Here is a 14,014-nt window from a genome sequence, read left to right as displayed (position 1 = left end):
CCTATGTGGTACGAAGGTTTTCTTGGCTTGTCGCCCTGGTCGCTGGTAGCAGTCACCCTGCTGATGACCCACGTCACGATCATCGCCGTCACGGTCTATCTGCATCGTTACTCCGCCCATCGCTCCCTGGAGCTGAATGGGGGGCTCAAGCATTTCTTCCGTTTCTGGCTGTGGCTGACCACGGCGCAGAACACCCGCGAGTGGACCGCCATCCACCGCAAGCATCACGCCAAATGCGAGACCGTCGATGACCCGCACAGCCCGGTCATCAAGGGTTTGTCCACGGTGCTGCGCAAAGGCGCCGAGTTGTACCGCGCCGAAGCGGAAAACCCCGAGACCCTGCGCATCTACGGCAAGAACTGCCCCGAAGACTGGATCGAGCGCAACCTCTACAGCCGATACCCGCTGCTGGGCATCGCGATCATGGGTGTTATCGACCTGCTGCTGTTCGGCACCATCGGCATCACCATCTGGGCCATCCAGATGATGTGGATCCCGGTGTGGGCCGCCGGCGTGGTCAATGGCCTGGGCCATGCCATCGGCTACCGCAACTTCGAATGCCGCGATGCGGCGACCAACCTGGTGCCTTGGGGCATCCTGATTGGCGGCGAAGAACTGCATAACAACCATCACACCTACCCTAACTCGGCAAAATTGTCGGTGAAGAAGTGGGAATTCGACCTGGGCTGGGCGTGGATTAAAGTCTTCAGCTTCCTGCGCCTGGCCAAGGTTCAGCGGGTTGCACCGATTGCCCATCGCGTCGAAGGCAAGGGCAACCTGGACATGGACACCGCCATGGCGATCCTCAACAACCGCTTCCAGATCATGGCCCAGTACCGCAAATTGGTGATCGGCCCGCTGGTCAAGCAAGAGCTGGAAAAGGTCGATCACTCGGTACGCCACCAGTTCCACCGGGCCAAGCGCCTGCTTTCGCGGGAGACCAGCCTGCTGGATGACAAACACCATGTACGCATCCAGAACATGCTCGAGCACAGTCAGGCGCTGAAGGTAATTTACGAGAAACGCCTGGCCCTGCAGCAGATCTGGGTCAAGACCAGCTCAAATGGTCACGACATGCTGGCGGCCATCAAGGACTGGGTACACGAAGCCGAAGCCAGCGGGATTCAATCCCTGCGCGACTTCGCCGATCAGTTGAAGACCTACTCCCTGCGCCCTGCCGCTGTCTGAAAAACCCAGTGGGAGCGAGCTTGCTCGCTCCCACTGGGTTATGTGGTGTGACTGCAATATCGCGCCATCAGTACCGCCCGGCGGGAGCCAGCTCTCTCGTGACAAAGGGTGGGAACTTCACCCGAAAAGCCCTATCTCAAAGACACTTCGCCATCCCCGGCGGGCTTGGTGTTGGCCGCGAACTAACACGCGGCATGCCCTTTGAGATTTGTGTCGATGGCCCAGAAAAACCTGCAAGACTCATCTCCGTCACATGGGCCCGAGGCCGCGCAGACCCTGATAGCGCTGATGCATGCCCAAAGCGAAGTCGCACGCCTGAGCGAACGCGAACAGTTGCTCAATACCTTGCTGATGAGCGTCAACGCGGTGCTGTGGGCCTTCGATTGGGAAACCCGCCAGGTGCTTTACGTCAGCCCCGCCTATGAACGGATCTTTGGCCGTTCGGCTGATCGGCTGCTGGTCGACTGCAACCAATGGCGCGACAGCATTTACCCTGACGACCTGGACTATGCCGAGCGCAGCCTGGCCGAGGTGCTGGACAAGGGCGCCGTCGAAGACCGCGAGTATCGAATCATTGCCGCCGATGGCCAGGTACGCTGGCTCAGCGACAAATGCTACGTCAACCGCCAGGCCGAACCGGGGCAACCCGTGATCATCGTCGGCATCGCCGAAGACATCACCGACAAGAAGCGGATGGAAAGCGAGCTGCATCGCCTGGCAACCACCGACGCCCTGACCCAAAGCAGCAATCGCCGGCATTTCTTCGAATGCGCCCACCAGGAATTCGCACACGCCCGGCAACGGGGCCAACCGCTGTCGTTCCTGATGCTGGACATCGATGACTTCAAAATCATCAACGACACCTACGGTCACCAGGAAGGCGACAACGTGTTGCAATGCATCGCCGATAGCGGCCGCGCGGCGTTGCGTCGTGGCGACCTGTTCGGGCGCATTGGCGGTGAGGAGTTCGCAGCGGTGTTTCCCGGCTGTACGCCGCAGATGGCCCTGCAAGTGGCGGAACGCTTGCAACAGCAGATTCAGCGAATGCGTTTCACCCATGAAGGCCAGACGTTTGGCATCACCGTCAGCCAGGGCCTGACCTGCCTGAGCGCCGCGGACGAAAACGTGGAGAACCTGTTTTCCCGGGCGGATGCCGCGATGTACCGGGCCAAGCGCGAGGGCAAGAACCGGATTGTCACTGCCTGACAGGTCACCACAGCCCGCTCCCACAGGGAATCGCGTTCGCCCTTATTTCCTGCGCAAACGCATCAACTCCGGCAAACCGATCTTGAGCAACCGCGCCGTCCGGCTCTTCGCCAGCGCCTCAATGCCCTCATGCTCGGTCAGGCGCGCCATCTGCGCCGCCATGTTCATCACCAGCGCTTCGCGGGAGTAAACCCCGCCACCGAGCTGGTAGGCCGCCGCAATCAGCTCCCGCAACTCCAGCGGCAGGCGCCAGCGCGTGCGCAAGGCCGAACCATAGGCCGCGCCAAATTCAACCAGCGCTTCACCCACTTCCTCCTGCTCGTCCAGTTCGCCACCGGCCTGTTTCCATTCCTGCAAACAGCGCAGCAACGCCAGATCGCCGAGTCGATGCAACATGCCGGCGCAATAACAGCGCTCCTGATCCAGATCGAGCAGGCGCGCCAGGGTTCGCGCGTATTCGGCGGTGTGCAGCGATAGATCCCAGTAGCGCTCGGCATAGTCGGCCAATTGCGGATCGCTGAGCCGGGCACTGCGCTTGAGCGCCAGGCCGAGAATCAGGTTCATGCTCTGCCCGGTGCCCAGGCGATGCAGCGCCTGGGACAGGGTTTGCACACCGCTGCCGTGGTGCTGGGCCGCGCTGTTGGCAGCGGCGATCAACACGGCCGTTACCTGCGGATCGGTGCGGATTTCGTCTTCCAGCACCGTCAGGTCGAGGCCGTTGGGATTGAGGCTGCGTTTGACCGCCACTTGCACGTCGGTCATCAGCGGCGCGCCGTCGGCCAATTCCCGGCGACGCTCCAGAAACACCGACAACGTCATGCCCGGTGCCAGCGCCGGCACTTCGCACGAGACTTCTTCGCCAGCGTTCAGCAGCAACCCCTGCAACCGTTGGGTCAGGCTTTGCATATTCAGGGGCTTGGTCAGGTACGCGGCCGGCACCAGCGGCAAGGCCTCGCGCACGCTGGCACTGTCGTTGCGACTGCTCATGAGGATGAAGGGCAGCGGCGGGTTGCGTTTGCGCTGACGGACATTGCGCAGGACATTCAGGCCATCGACGCCCGGCAACTCCCAATCGGCGATCACCAGGTCATAGGGGTGGGCGGCCAATAGCTCCAGCGCTTGCTGGCCATCGGCGCACAGATCCAGCCGGGCATCGCAGCGTACGTTCAATAACACTTCCTTGAGCAGATCCCGGGACCAGGGGTCGGCCTCGGCAATCAGGACTCTTGGAACGGCGGGTAAAATGACAGTTGTCATACAGCTCTCCCTGGCAATGCAGGAACCTTATCCAATGCTGGCCATTCGATACAGCGCTAATGCGCGGGATCTGTTTCCAGGGGCATGAAAAAACCCGCCGAAGCGGGTTTTTTGTGGATCAGGTCACACCGGGGATCAGAGCTCGGAGAAGCACTCTTCGATGATCGCCAGGCCTTTGTCCAGTTGCTCGTCCGGCGAGGTCAGCGGTACCAGGACGCGCAGAACGTTGCCGTAGGTGCCGCAAGACAGCAGGATCAGACCCTTGTCGCGAGCCTTGGCCACAACCGACGCCACGGCTGCAGCGTTCGGCTTGTGGCTGTCGCCGTTTTCGAACAGCTCGACAGCGATCATCGCGCCCAGGGCACGGACTTCACCGATCACCGGGTATTTGGCCTGGATGGCCTTCAGGCCGGTTACCAGACGCTCGCCAACAGCCTTGCAACGATCCAGCAGGTGCTCTTCTTCGAACACTTCCATCACGGCCAGGGCCGCGGCGCAAGCGATCGGGCTACCGGCATAGGTGCCGCCCAGGCCGCCTGGAGCGATGGCGTCCATGTATTCGGCCTTGCCGCACACACCGGCCAGCGGGAAGCCGCCAGCGATGGATTTGGCGAAGGTGGTCAGGTCGGCAGCAACGCCCATCTGCTCCATGGCGAAGAACGTACCGGTACGGCCAGCGCCGGTCTGTACTTCGTCAGCGATCAGCAGGATGCCGTGCTGGTCGCACAGGGCACGCAGACGCTTCATGAACTCTTTAGGCGCGACGTAGAAACCGCCTTCGCCCTGAACCGGCTCGATGATGATCGCGGCGATGTCTTTCGGCTCGGCGTCGTTCTTGAAGATGCGTTCGATGGAAGCGATCGAATCGTCGATGCTCACACCGTGCAGTTCGTTCGGGTACAGCGCGCGGAAGATGCCGCCTGGCATCAGGCCCATGCCGGCCGAGTAAGGCACGACTTTACCGGTCAGGCCCAGGGTCATCATGGTGCGACCGTGGTAAGCGCCGGTGAAGGCGATCACGCCGGCACGGCCAGTGGCGGCACGGGCGATCTTGATGGAGTTTTCCACGGCTTCGGAGCCGGTGGTCACCAGCAGGGTTTTCTTGTCGAAATCACCTGGGACCTTGGCGTTGATTTTTTCGCACACTTCCACATACGGCTCGTAGGCCAGAACCTGGAAGCAGGTGTGGGTCAGCTTGTTCAACTGCTCGGTCACGGCGGCGATGACTTTCGGGTGCACGTGGCCGGTGTTCAGCACAGCGATACCGCCGGCGAAGTCGATGAACTCACGACCTTCAACGTCGGTTACGGTCGCGTTCTTCGCGGAATCGGCAAAGATCGGGTGAATCTGGCCAACACCACGTGGAACAGCGGCGGTACGGCGGGCCATCAAAGAAGCGTTAGTCTTGCTCATACATTCCTCATTCACCGCTCATCGGGCGGCGTGGTTCAAGGATAAAGCGACGGGGAGCAACGGCGGCAGCATGCGATGATCGACTGCCACAGTGTTCCCGGTCACAGAGAAAATTCCGGTTTTACGCACGCAAAGGAACAGCGCTCTCGTGCCCTTTGCGTTTCAAGCAATACCTTCTCGGCTTATACCTTCGAGCTTAGATGCCCAGGCAGAGGTATTTGATTTCCAGGTAATCTTCGATGCCGTACTTGGAGCCTTCACGGCCCAGGCCCGAGGCCTTGATGCCGCCGAACGGCGCGACTTCGTTGGAGATCAACCCGGTGTTGACGCCGACCATGCCGTATTCCAGGGCTTCAGCCACACGGAACACACGGCCCAGGTCACGAGCATAGAAGTACGAGGCCAGACCGAACTCGGTGTCGTTGGACATCGCGATCACGTCGGCTTCGTCTTTGAAACGGAACAGTGGAGCCAATGGACCGAAGGTTTCTTCCTTGGCCACGGCAGCGTTGTTCGGCACGTTGGTCAGAATGGTCGGCTCGAAGAAGTTGCCTTCCATCGGCTTGCCGCCGGACAACACGGTGGCGCCTTTGGAAATGGCGTCAGCGATGTGCTCTTGCACCTTGGCCACGGCTTTTTCGTCGATCAGCGGGCCAGTGGTGGTGCCGTCTTCCAGACCGTTACCGATCTTGAGCTTGGCCACAGCCACTTTCAGCTTCTCGGCGAACGCGTCGTAGACCGAATCCTGAATGTACAGGCGGTTGGCGCAGACGCAGGTCTGACCGTTGTTGCGATACTTGGAAATGATCGCGCCTTCGACGGCCTTATCCAGGTCCGCGTCGTCGAACACGATGAACGGCGCGTTGCCGCCCAGCTCCAGGGACACTTTCTTGATGTCCTTGGCGCATTCCGACATCAGTTGACGACCGATTTCGGTCGAACCGGTGAAGGACAGCTTGCGCACGATCGGGTTGCTGGTCAGCTCGCTGCCGATGTCACCGGCGCTGCCGGAAACAACGCTGAACACGCCAGCCGGGATGCCGGCACGCTGGGCCAGTTCGGCCAGGGCGAAGGCGGAAAACGGAGTTTGCGAAGCAGGCTTGAGCACCATGGTGCAACCGGCGGCCAGGGCCGGGCCGGCTTTACGGGTGATCATTGCAGCCGGGAAGTTCCACGGGGTGATTGCAGCGGTCACGCCGATTGGCTGCTTGATCACGATCAAGCGCTTGTCTGGCTGGTGGCCCGGAATCACGTCACCATAGATGCGCTTGGCTTCTTCGGCGAACCACTCGATGAAGGAAGCGGCGTAAACGATTTCGCCCTTGGCTTCGGCCAATGGCTTGCCTTGCTCCAGAGTCATCAGGCGAGCCAGGTCGTCCTGGTTCTCGATGATCAGCTCATACCAGCGACGCAGCTTGGTCGCACGCTCTTTGGCGGTCAGTGCACGCCAGGCCGGCAGCGCTTTGTCAGCGGCTTCGATCGCACGGCGGGTTTCGGCAGCGCCCATTTTCGGCACGGTGCCTAGAATTTCGCCCGTTGCCGGGTTGTTGACCTTGATCGTCTGACCATTGTCCGCATCGACCCACGCGCCATTGATGAAGGCTTGCTGGCGGAACAACTGGGTGTCTTTAAGCTGCATGTCGGCTTTCCTTAACAGCACCGCAACGAATGCGGAGCAAATTATGATTGTAGAAAGGCGCCTCGATAGGCTGCCGTCAGGGAAATCATTCACCGGGCTGAAGCACATAAATAGCGCACTGATTCAAATCGTGCGGTTCAGCACCCAGACAAGAGCGTTTGAAATCTCAAACGAATCCTAGGATCAAAGGGGGTAAAGGACAATAGCCTGTTCGAAAAAAAGAACGAAAACGACGCTTTTGCCTATTTTTTCTGATCAACGTAGCAAACGCGCGTTACCGCTTTGAAAAAACGCAGGCGATTCAGCAGCATGGACGCCCGCAGTGCATATGCGTATCATGGCGGCCGCTGCACCAGTAGCTCAGCTGGATAGAGTACTGCCCTCCGAAGGCAGGGGTCGTGGGTTCGAATCCCGCCTGGTGCACCATACGTTGTAACGAGAAAGCCTCAGGCCTTATGGGCCTGGGGCTTTTTTGTGGGTGTTGTTTCGTCCTGAATAAGGTTTACACCTTCTGGCTTTTTCGGCGAACGGCATCGGCAGCCTGCTGCGGGCGTTGAAACTGCCACCCGAAATTTGCGCATGACGACGCGCTATCCCACTGCTGCCTGAGGCACCTGATCCACATCCTCTCCAAAGTTTCCTTGGCCTTATCTTCTTGAGTTTGATTAAAATGATGGCACATTGCCTCAAATCACAATGGATTGTCCCGCTCGGGATTTCTTACGCTCATAGAGATATTAGAAATGATGATGTTAAAACGCTGCCTGGTGCTTTCGATTGCTGCCGTTCTTGCTGGTTGCCAAACGAGCGGTGAGGAGTATCAAGCAGATGTATTCGACGCCAGTCAGGTAAACACTCAGCAGGAAGCTAAAACCGTCAAAATCCTTACGATTTCGCCGAGCAAGATTAAAGTCAGCAACGAAAAGAACAAAAAAGCAGCCATGATGGCGGGCGGGGTACTGGGTCTGATCGGTGGTGCCGCACTGGGCAACACTAAAAACACTGACACGGCCATTGTCGGCGGTGTAGCCGGTGGCGCTGCAGGCGCCATGGCGGGCTCGATGGTCAATGACACCACCCTGGTACCGGGCGTGCTGATTGGTTATTCCGAAAGCGGCAAGATCTTCACTTCTGCCCAGGTGGGTCGCCCTTGTGAGTTCAAGGTTGGCGAAATATCCCTGATGGTGATGACGATCTCCAACGAAACACGCATTCAGCCGAATGCGACCTGTCCAGAACCCAAGAAAAGCTAAGGGGGGTCGGACATGAAACATATTGTTTTCGGCTCGGTCTTCGCACTGCTCGCCATGCCGACATTGGCGGGCCAATTCGACAATCTGTATCAAATCGAACAGCAAACCAAACAGGCTGAAGCGGCCGCCGAGGCCGAACGCATCCGCCAGGCGGCAGCCGAGCGGTCACGCGAGGAGGCCCGTAGCGCTGCTGATCGTCGGCAACGGGCAGTGGCACAGCAAGCTGCGCAGCAAAGGGCTCTTGAGCAGCGCAAAACACAAGAACTTGAACACAAGCGTGTGCAAACCCGTGAAGAAGGCTTCGAAGACGAGTTGCGCGCACTGGAGCTGGAAGAGCGCCGCCTGGCACTACAGGCCAAGCGCGCGCGCACCGCACGCGCCAACGACTACATCGATGCGGAGTTGCGTGACAGCGCGGCACGCACCGATGTGATCCAGTCTGAAGCCGACTCGGCACGCAATGTGACCTCCGGTGCCAAGTCTCTGCTGGAAGACTCCGGCAAGGCTGAAGTCAACCGCTCCAGCCGCTTGTTCGGCGAGTAATCTTCCTATCGATCTTCCCCGGACCCTGGTCCGGGGCATCCGTTATCAGAGATGAATTCATATGCTGCGTTTATGTACGCTGATTGCCGCGGGACTACTGCTGAGCGCCTGCTCCAAAGAAGACCCCAAAGCCCAGGTTCCAGCTGTCGACCTGCACGGACGCCTGGTGGTGGATCAGGAGATGACGACCAGTCGTCAAGCCCAAGGCATCAATGGTGAGTATTACAAGCGTGTCCTCACCGTTAATGGCCAAGAAATGGTTTTTGCCGACTTCATCAAGCAATTTTGCTCTGACGCCAACACCCGCGACGAAACATGCCTGAAAGCCTTTCGCATCAAGAAAATCGACGATGTCAGCGGCGCAACCAAGTTTCTCCCCAATGGGCTCTGACACTATCAAGTACGCCAGATACAGCCCCTCAGGGCTTTAGCCTGGACCCACAAAAAAACCGCCGAGGCGGTTTTTTTCATTCTGTCGTCCAGTCGAACTCGTCGTACTCATCATCGTCCTCGTCGTCCTCGAAAAGCTCCTCTTCGAGGTCGTCGTCTTCAACAACGTCTTCTTCCGGCTGGTTCAGCAGAAAATCCTTGCGACTCTCGGTAATCGCTCGCCGCAGTTCCTCGCCCTTTTGTGGGCAGTTGAGCATTTGGGCGATGCGGTCGATTTTTTTTGCCACGGCATCCTCCAACGCATCGGCTATAGCCTGATAGTGCGCGCTTTCAGGGGTGGATGCCAAATCCCCGGAATGCCGCGCACTTCAGTTGTCTGCAAATCCGCTGGGGCGATCAGCCTTCAGCGGTGATAGCGCCGCACCACGCTGCTGTTTTTCAGGACATGGCCTTGGATTTTTTCCAGCAACTGCGCACGGGTCAGGCCGGCGGGCAAGGCGTCCGGTGGCAGGTCCAGGGCGTAGATCTGGATGATGTAGTGGTGCGCACTGTCGCCAACGGGCGGGCAAGGGCCGATGTAGCCGGTAGTTGCCTTGCTGTTGGTACCGCCGATGCCCTCAAGGCCGGGTTTGCTCCCGGCGCCGGCCGGGATCTGGTGGGTGCCGGCCTTGATGCCGTAGTGCACCCAGTTATCGACGCCCTGGCCTTTCTGGCCGTCTGGGTCGTGCATGACGATGGCGTAGCTTTGGGTGGCTGCCGGGCCGGCGTTCCAGTTCAAGGCCGGAGAAATATTATGTCCGCCACAACCTGCGGAGTCGCTGGCGGCGGCCGACGTGAACAGGCGGTCATCGGAGACGCCGGGAATGTTCAGGGTGAAGCGCTCCTGGGCCTGCGCCGGGAACTGCACACAAAGGGCGACTGCCAAGGCCGCGAGCCAAGGGTTCATTGAGGTCAATCGGGGCATACCGGAGCACCTTGTGCGTGTTGGGCCGTCGTCGGCGTGCAAACTATAGCCGGACCGTTCACGCCGTGGCAGGGGCAATTGGCTGAACCTCGCGATAAGTACCAGACTCATAAGTGAAACGTCTGACTGGAGAGCGATCATGACTCTGCATCGCGTTGCGCGTGTTGCCAATGTGCCCGAAGACCGGGGTCTGGAAGTGCAGGTCCTGGACAGCAAGATCCTGCTGTTGCGGGCCGGCGAACAACTGCGCGCTTATCAGGCCGAATGCCCGCACGCCGGAGCCCCGCTGGCGGACGGCGCGATATGCCACGGACGCCTGACGTGTCCATGGCACAAGGCGCAGTTCCGGATCGAGGATGGCGGGCTGTGTGAACCGCCAGCCCTGGACAGCCTCAAGCGCTATCCCCTCGAAGTCCGTGACGGCGATATCTGGGTCGGCGACCAGCCGATGTCGGGTGGCCACGCGCCACCGGCCGACGATCCACGAACTTTCATCATTGTCGGCGCTGGCGCGGCAGGCACGGCAGCGGCAGCGTGTTTGCGCGAGAAAGGTTTCGGCGGCCGACTGTTGTTGATCGACCGCGAAGCCGATTCCGGATACGACCGCACCGCGCTGAGCAAATACGTGATCGCCGGGGAGATGCCGCTGGACGAAGTCCCGCCGCTGCGTGACGAGGATTTTTACCGCAAGCAGCGGATCGAGCGCCTGCGAGGCGAAGTGACAAGCCTGGATGCGCCAAACCGGACGCTGCGGCTGACTGACGGCCAATCACTGACCTACGACGCCGCGCTACTGGCCACCGGCGGCGTACCCAATCCGCTGACGCTGCCGGGCGCCGACCTGCCGCAAGTGTTCGTCCTGCGCTCCAAAGCCCATGCGCAGCAGATTCTCGACAGCGCCAGCGCCGGCCAGCGGGTGGTGATCATCGGCGACAGTTTCATTGCCATGGAGTCCGCCTCGTCCCTGCGCCAGCTTGGCCTGCACGTGACCGTGCTGGCCCGTCACGAAGTGCCGTTTGCCAAACAGTTCGGTGACACGGTCGGCAAGGCCATTCGCGCACGACATGAAGCCCATGGCGTCATGTTTCATACCCAGGGCAATGCGGTACAGATCGAAGGGACGGACAAGGTCGAGGCCGTGCGCCTGGATAATGGCGAACACTTGGCGGCCGATCTGGTGCTGGTCGGTATTGGCGTCACGCCAGCCACTGCGGCCTTTACCGGGTTGCCGACGGAGCAAGACCAGTCGCTGCGTGTCGACGGCGCAATGCGCGTGGCCGACGGCCTCTGGGCGGCTGGCGATATCGCCACGTTCCCGCTGAACAACCAATACCTGCGCATCGAACACTGGCGACTGGCCCAACAGCAGGCACGGATCGCCGCGGCCAATATGCTGGGCGGTGACGAGCACTACCTCGACGTGCCGTTTTTCTGGACCTGGCATTTCGGTAAAACCTACGACTACCTCGGCCACGCCCAGGCTTGGGACGAAGTCGAGTTCAAGGGCGACCCTTTCGATCCGCCATTCATAGGCCTGTTCGGAAAAAACGGCGTGGTGTCGGCAGCGGTAGCCTGCGAGATGGACCGGGCCATGGCGATGCTCGCCGAGCGGATGAAACAACCGTTGCCCTGGGAAGAGGCATGGCGCCTGATCCGTGACGTCCCCTAGGGGCCTGACAGCAAAACTCCCGGCGCCTGCGCGATGCAGAGGCCGGGCGTTGCAGGGTTAGCAGCCGCCGTTATTCGGTGGCACTGGTATCTGCGAACTTGCTCATTACAAAACTGGCGAACTCTTCAACGGTCATTTTCTGGCCGTTGAAGTCCACCTGATTGTTGGCGTAACGCAAGTTGGTGACGATGTTGTTGCCGTCCAGTTTTGCCAGTTGGCTGCCGACCGCCATGCTGCTGAACATGTCCGCGGTGGCGGTGGCCTGGTCGGCAATCAGCTTGGCGTCGGTCTGACCGTCGATTTGCGATTGCACGGTGAGCACATCGACCAGCATGGCTTTGGACACTTGCAGATTGAAGTCGAGCAGCGCAATCAGCTGTCTGACCAGTTGATCGGTCGGCAGATCAATGGTCTGTGGCTTGGTCAGGTCGAGCACCATGTTGGCGCGGCTCTCACCGTTGGCGGTGTTGAACGACAGGTTTTCCAGGGCCACTTGTGGTCCGGCCGCCAGCAGTTTTTCCAGGCTGGACTTGAGCAGCGCCTCTTCGGCTTCGGTCAGTTTCAGCTCTGGCGCCGGCAGGCCGGCCGCTGTTGCTTCGGCCGCCGCCCTTTCATACGGCTGCAGCTTGCTCTGGTAAACCTGCATCAACGACAGGGTCGCCGGAATGTCGAGGTTCTTCAGGCTCATGGCCAGCGCACCGGAACCGATGGTCTTGCCGTTGAAGGACACGTCGCCAACCTTGTAGTCGGCACGTCCGGAGACGTTGCTGCCCTTTTCTTCAGTCAGGTTCTTCATTTCGAACTTCTTGAAGTCCAGCACCGACTGCTTGACGCCGAAGGTCGATTTGCCGCTGGCCAGTTCAACGACGTTCTCGCCGGTGTAGAAACCGTAGGTACTTTTTGTCAGGTTGCTGGCCAGGGTCAGGCCGTTCAACTCAACCTGCACCGGCGCCTGGTCTTCGGAAACGGTGGTCACCTTCAGGCTGTCCATGTAGCCGTTGGCCTTGACCTTCTGCGCCTTGGCGCTGGCATCGATGTCCATGCTCAAGCCAGAGAATTTCATGCTCGACTTGTCATCCAGGGCCATTTCCAGCGGCTGCAACTCGAAGGTGCCATTGGTAGCGTTGTCATAGCCGATATTGACCACGCCGCTCAGCGGGGACTTGCCCTTGGCGGCGGCAAACCACTTCTCGGTGTACGGGGTCTTTTCCAGCTCGTAGTGACTGGTCGCCAGGACCGGCAGCCACTTGAGCGACATCAGGCGCGAGAACGGCAACGGGCCGTGTTCGATGTGATCGACAAACAGCAACTCGACCGGCGCTTCGCCGAACATTTCGCCTTCGCCCTTGAGGCGATAGTGCGCGGTGCTGCTGAATACATGACGCTCCAGCGACACCAGTTCCAGCGACGCAGTGCCGTTGGAACCGACCATCGCCGCCTGCAATTCCTTGTTGGCATCGGCAATCGAGGTGTTCAGTACACCTTCGATTTTGGTGCCGGTGAACCAGGCTCCGCCTGCGCTGATGGCACCGATCGCGACAACAATTCCCAGTAGCAAGCCTGCTGATTTATTCATGTATGACCCGTTCAATGTCCGTTGTTGAAAGTGAGGTCGTCTTCCCTGAACCCATGACGGGTTGCGGCTCGACAGCGCTGAAAGTGAGTTGCAGATTAGCACCGGGTGCGACGAACGGCCCAATGTTTAAAGGTGAAAGAGTGTCTTGGGGTGGTCACACGGCTGGAGATATTCACAGTCAATGCAATCGCCTTCGCGAGCAAGCCCGCTCCCACAGGTATGGCGTAATCCCTGTGGGAGCGGGCTTGCTCGCGAAGGCGGCATAACAGCCACCACAAAATCAGGAATACTGGACCTCGATTTCATCCAGTTGATGATCAAAACTTTTGAGCCTTGCAGTCCAGGTGTACACCAGCACTTCGAAGTCGCGGTTGATCACCGCCCCGCCGGTCACTTCCGTGCGCGTGTCGCAAACATCCAGTTGATAGCGTTCACGGGCCATGGCCGTGGCGACATCCGCCAGCTCCCGGGCATTGCTGAGCCAGTGCCGACCGTCGTCAGCCACTTGTCGGTCCAGCGCCAGGCACTGTTTTTTCAGGCTTTCGAGGCTTTTTTCCAGCGGCGTGCCGGTCAATTCGCCCATGACTTCCTGAAAGGTGCGCCCCGGTTGCCAGTAACTGCCCCAGAAATAACGGTCGAACACCGTTTCGACACGACGCAGCGCCACCTTGGTGTCCCAGATCAGGACCAGGGTCTTGCCTTGTTCGAGTTGTCTTTTCTTGGTGCGTTGATTCTGGACCGAGGCCCAGGCTACCACCGCAATGGACATCACCGCGATCAGTGCGGCGGCACTGTCGAGGAACGCCAGAGCCTTGTCGATCTGGAGGGCCAGCATGATGCCGTAGAAATAGGTGGCCGACAGCAGCACCAACGCCACGATGGCGCACCAGAAGCCGAGAGCATAAGGGTTTTTCAT

At 59.7% G+C, this 14,014-nt stretch carries 13 protein-coding genes and 1 tRNA gene; 7 read left to right on the top strand and 7 right to left on the bottom strand.

Translation table 11 applies throughout. The annotated features are described in order from the left end of the window. Positions 1–3 precede the first annotated feature (3 nt). Both desA and ACMDB8_RS00305 read left to right on the top strand, forming a co-directional pair. Complete coding sequence (gene desA / locus ACMDB8_RS00310; protein ID WP_056726969.1) at positions 4–1,188, top strand: delta-9 fatty acid desaturase DesA; 1,185 nt, start codon at positions 4–6, stop codon at positions 1,186–1,188. A 216-nt stretch (positions 1,189–1,404) separates the two neighbouring features. Next, positions 1,405–2,394: a GGDEF domain-containing protein gene (locus ACMDB8_RS00305; RefSeq protein WP_409079076.1), complete on the top strand. Its 990-nt coding sequence runs from the start codon at positions 1,405–1,407 to the stop codon at positions 2,392–2,394. A gap of 42 nt (positions 2,395–2,436) precedes the next feature. Here ACMDB8_RS00305 and ACMDB8_RS00300 read toward each other — a convergent pair whose 3' ends face one another. The 3 genes from ACMDB8_RS00300 to gabD all read right to left on the bottom strand — a co-directional run bounded on the left by ACMDB8_RS00300 (position 2,437) and on the right by gabD (position 6,703). Further along, positions 2,437–3,651: a response regulator gene (locus tag ACMDB8_RS00300; protein WP_056726971.1), complete on the bottom strand. Its 1,215-nt coding sequence runs from the start codon at positions 3,649–3,651 to the stop codon at positions 2,437–2,439. Positions 3,652–3,786: 135 nt separating this feature from the next. Continuing rightward, positions 3,787–5,064 (bottom strand): 4-aminobutyrate--2-oxoglutarate transaminase, encoded by a 1,278-nt coding sequence (gene gabT / locus ACMDB8_RS00295; RefSeq protein WP_007994487.1) that lies wholly within the window; start codon positions 5,062–5,064, stop codon positions 3,787–3,789. A 196-nt stretch (positions 5,065–5,260) separates the two neighbouring features. Beyond that, on the bottom strand, positions 5,261–6,703 hold the full coding sequence (gabD, locus tag ACMDB8_RS00290; protein ID WP_409079075.1) for an NADP-dependent succinate-semialdehyde dehydrogenase: 1,443 nt from the start codon (positions 6,701–6,703) through the stop codon (positions 5,261–5,263). 349 nt (positions 6,704–7,052) lie between these two features. Between gabD and ACMDB8_RS00285 the strand changes: the two genes are divergently transcribed. The 4 genes from ACMDB8_RS00285 (at position 7,053) to ACMDB8_RS00270 (ending at position 8,890) form a co-directional block, all read left to right on the top strand. Further along, positions 7,053–7,129: transfer RNA gene (locus ACMDB8_RS00285), tRNA-Arg, on the top strand. Between the two features lie 317 nt (positions 7,130–7,446). Continuing rightward, positions 7,447–7,956: a hypothetical protein gene (locus tag ACMDB8_RS00280; RefSeq protein WP_056726973.1), complete on the top strand. Its 510-nt coding sequence runs from the start codon at positions 7,447–7,449 to the stop codon at positions 7,954–7,956. A gap of 12 nt (positions 7,957–7,968) precedes the next feature. Then, positions 7,969–8,499, top strand: a complete 531-nt coding sequence (locus ACMDB8_RS00275; protein WP_056726974.1) for a DUF5384 family protein — start codon at positions 7,969–7,971, stop codon at positions 8,497–8,499. A gap of 61 nt (positions 8,500–8,560) precedes the next feature. Further along, positions 8,561–8,890, top strand: coding sequence for a hypothetical protein (locus ACMDB8_RS00270; RefSeq protein ID WP_409079074.1), 330 nt, complete (start codon positions 8,561–8,563; stop codon positions 8,888–8,890). A 76-nt stretch (positions 8,891–8,966) separates the two neighbouring features. Here ACMDB8_RS00270 and ACMDB8_RS00265 read toward each other — a convergent pair whose 3' ends face one another. Next, entirely contained in the window at positions 8,967–9,236 is a 270-nt protein-coding gene (locus ACMDB8_RS00265) for a hypothetical protein (protein ID WP_223541561.1), read from the bottom strand. A 56-nt stretch (positions 9,237–9,292) separates the two neighbouring features. Continuing rightward, positions 9,293–9,853: a YbhB/YbcL family Raf kinase inhibitor-like protein gene (locus tag ACMDB8_RS00260; RefSeq protein ID WP_409079073.1), complete on the bottom strand. Its 561-nt coding sequence runs from the start codon at positions 9,851–9,853 to the stop codon at positions 9,293–9,295. Between the two features lie 139 nt (positions 9,854–9,992). Here ACMDB8_RS00260 and ACMDB8_RS00255 point away from each other — a divergent pair, with 139 nt between their 5' ends. Next, positions 9,993–11,522: an FAD-dependent oxidoreductase gene (locus tag ACMDB8_RS00255; RefSeq protein WP_409079072.1), complete on the top strand. Its 1,530-nt coding sequence runs from the start codon at positions 9,993–9,995 to the stop codon at positions 11,520–11,522. A gap of 70 nt (positions 11,523–11,592) precedes the next feature. Here the strand turns inward: ACMDB8_RS00255 and ACMDB8_RS00250 are convergent, their stop codons facing one another. Beyond that, positions 11,593–13,098 (bottom strand): YdgA family protein, encoded by a 1,506-nt coding sequence (locus tag ACMDB8_RS00250; protein WP_223541564.1) that lies wholly within the window; start codon positions 13,096–13,098, stop codon positions 11,593–11,595. A 280-nt stretch (positions 13,099–13,378) separates the two neighbouring features. Next, on the bottom strand, positions 13,379–14,014 hold the full coding sequence (locus ACMDB8_RS00245) for a hypothetical protein (protein WP_056726980.1): 636 nt from the start codon (positions 14,012–14,014) through the stop codon (positions 13,379–13,381).

It is taken from the genome of Pseudomonas monachiensis (genome assembly GCF_047345015.1).
Lineage (GTDB): Bacteria > Pseudomonadota > Gammaproteobacteria > Pseudomonadales > Pseudomonadaceae > Aquipseudomonas > Aquipseudomonas monachiensis.
This window is presented reverse-complemented; position numbering and strand designations above follow the sequence as displayed.